Annotated in this window: 1 protein-coding gene; it reads left to right on the forward strand. The window is 46.8% G+C overall.

The features are described 5' to 3' along the window. Positions 1 to 231, forward strand: a 231-nt coding sequence (locus tag CSX02_RS14200) for a hypothetical protein (protein WP_189281501.1), incomplete at both ends; no start/stop codon positions are given.

Below are 231 nucleotides of genomic sequence, written 5' to 3' on the forward strand. Positions count from 1 at the left end.
TGCTGATTCAGAAGCACTTACACTTGCTGACTCAGATGCAGATACACTTGCTGACTCACTAGCACTTACTGATGCTGATTCAGAAGCAGATACACTTGCTGATTCAGATGCACTTACTGATGCTGATTCGCTTGCGCTTACTGATGCTGACTCAGATGCAGATACGCTTGCTGACTCACTTGCACTTACGCTTGCTGATTCGGAAGCACTTACGCTTGCTGACTCAGATGC

Origin of the sequence: Agathobacter ruminis, from assembly GCF_002735305.1 — a bacterium.
Classification (GTDB): Bacteria; Bacillota; Clostridia; order Lachnospirales; family Lachnospiraceae; genus Roseburia; species Roseburia ruminis.